Source organism: Parvibaculum sp., from assembly GCF_049672805.1.
Classification (GTDB): Bacteria; Pseudomonadota; Alphaproteobacteria; order Parvibaculales; family Parvibaculaceae; genus Parvibaculum.
On the sequence record NZ_JBATWS010000472.1, the window covers coordinates 1 to 2,264 of the forward strand.

Sequence of the window (2,264 nt, forward strand, 5' to 3'; positions counted from 1 at the left end):
CCACAGGACGCAGCCGTGGCGCTGCGCGAAACGGATCCGGTTCTGCCGCGCAATCTGACGGGCATGGCGAAACTTGGCCATGAGATCGAGCTGCGCTTTCTGGCGGGTTTCCGCGCGGATGCCTTCACTTCTGCCTGCGCGCGGATCTATCGCGGCTATGGACGTAATTCGCGCGACGTGATTTCGCGCTGGGTGCGCGCGCTTCTTGCGGGCGAGCCGATCACCGTTTATCGGCCAGAAGGTCTCTTCGACTATATCTATGCAGCAGATACAGCCGAAGGGCTGATCCGGCTTGCCGAGAAGCAGGATGTCACCGGCATTATCAATCTCGGCACGGGTCGCGCGCGGCGGGTGCAGGAGATTGTCGATATTCTCCGCATTCATTTCCCGGACATGCAGGCGGAAGAAGCGCCTTCTGACATTGCCTTTGAAGCGTCGCAGGCCGACATGACGGCATGGAAGGCCGCGATCGGCTGGATGCCGGAGTATGATCTTGAGCGCGCAATCCCCGAGATCATCCGGCATGAGAAGGACAAGGCCGCGCGCGCGACGGTGGAAACGCCCGCAGGCGGCAATATTCTCGTCAGCAGCGCCTCGAAAAAAGTGCCGCTTATCCGAGCGGTGCAGGCGGCGGCGCAGAAGCTTGATCCCTCATCCCGCGTGATTGCAGGCGATCTCGATGCAGAAGCCCTGTCGCGCCATGTGGCGGATGCGTTCTGGCAAATGCCGCGCACCACGGAAGAGGCGCTTCATGTGCTTCTCGCAGGCTGTCGGGAGCGGAACATCCGCCTCATCATTCCGACACGGGATGGAGAGCTCCCTTTCTGGGCACAGTATCGGCAGTTCTTTGCCGAAAACGGGATAGAGGTCATTGTCTCGCCGCTCGAAAGCGTGGAGACCTGCCTCGACAAGCTCGCCTTTGCACGTTTTGGCGAGGCGAAAGGGCTTCCCTTCATTCCCGCGGCGCTTCACCCCGATGAGCTTCCTGCGGCGCGCTATGTAGTGAAAGAGCGTTTTGGTGCAGGTGCGCGCTCCATCGGCCTCGGTCTTGCGCGTGATGTCGCGCTTGCGCATGGCGAGAGCCTCAGCGCGCCGATCTATCAGCCCCTTGTCGAGGGCTATGAAATCAGCGTCGATGCGTGGATGGACAAGGCGCATGAGGTGAAGGGGCTTGTTCTTCGGCGCCGCGACCGCGTGGTTGATGGCGAGTCACAGGTCACGACCACTTTCCGCGATGCCGGGATCGAGAATGTCATGCGCGATGTTCTCTCGTCCCTCAGGCTGCGCGGTCCTGCGGTGTTGCAGGCGCTGATTGATGCGGAAGGCGGTGTTCACATCATCGAATGCAATACGCGCTTTGGCGGCGCTTCCACGGCCTCCATTGCTGCGGGGCTCGACATCTTCTACTGGAGCCTCCTTGAAGCGGCGGGTGATGATCTCTCGCTCTATCCTTTCGAGAGAGTGGCGGGCGAGGTGAAGCAGGTCCGCCTGCCGGCTGACATTCATGTCCATGATTCTGGTCTTTGATCTCGACGACACGCTTTACGATGAACGCCTCTATGTGGAGAGCGGGCTTCGCGCCGTGGCCGATTTCGGGGAGCAGCAATTCGGCTGGGATGCCGATGCTTCCTTTCGCTTCATGGTGGAGGTTCTCGACACGCAGGGGCGCGGTGCGATCTTTGATCACTGGCTTGCGTCGCATGGCCGGATCAGCCGCACTCTCGTGCAGGAATGTGTAAAGCGCTACCGGCATCACACGCCCGATCTGAAACTCGACCCTGCCGCGAAAAAGCTTCTCGCGGCCCTTGGCGGCTATCCGCTCTATCTCGTGACGGACGGGCACAAGATCACGCAGGCGCGCAAGGTGGCGGCGCTCGGCATAGAGCCGCTTTTCCGAAAGGTATTCATCACGCATCGTCATGGTGTCGCGCGCGCGAAGCCTTCAACCTATTGCTTTGAGCGCATTCTTGCGGCGGAAAAGGCGGCATGGCCGCAGCTTGTTTATGTCGGTGACAACCCGGCCAAGGATTTCGTCAATCTCAATGTAAAAGGCGCGCAGACGGTTCGCGTTCTTACCGGCATGCACAAGGATGTGAAGGCGGCTCCGGGGTATGAGGCGCAGCACCGCATCGCGCATCTCGGCGCATTTCAGGCGCTTTTGCCGAAACTCGAAAAAGCGGCGCGATCCGCGCTCAGTTCTCGCTGAGCGCCCTGAACATCAGTTCGGCGCGTCGCCAGTCATCCGGCGTATCGATGTCCTGTAC

The 2,264-nt window shown here is 60.6% G+C and carries 2 protein-coding genes; both read left to right on the forward strand.

The window, feature by feature from the left end:
- Positions 1–1,527 (forward strand): ATP-grasp domain-containing protein (locus WBF74_RS14545; protein WP_424441188.1); only part of this gene is annotated, 1,527 nt, incomplete at its 5' end.
- Positions 1,505–2,206: an HAD family hydrolase gene (locus tag WBF74_RS14550; protein ID WP_424441190.1), complete on the forward strand. Its 702-nt coding sequence runs from the start codon at positions 1,505–1,507 to the stop codon at positions 2,204–2,206. The genes WBF74_RS14545 and WBF74_RS14550, both read left to right, overlap by 23 nt.
- Positions 2,207–2,264 lie beyond the last annotated feature (58 nt).

Coding starts and splice junctions, on each gene's coding strand:
- WBF74_RS14550 (WP_424441190.1), top strand. CDS start 1,505: ATGTCCATGATTCTGGTCTTTGATCTCGACGACACGCTTTACGATGAA.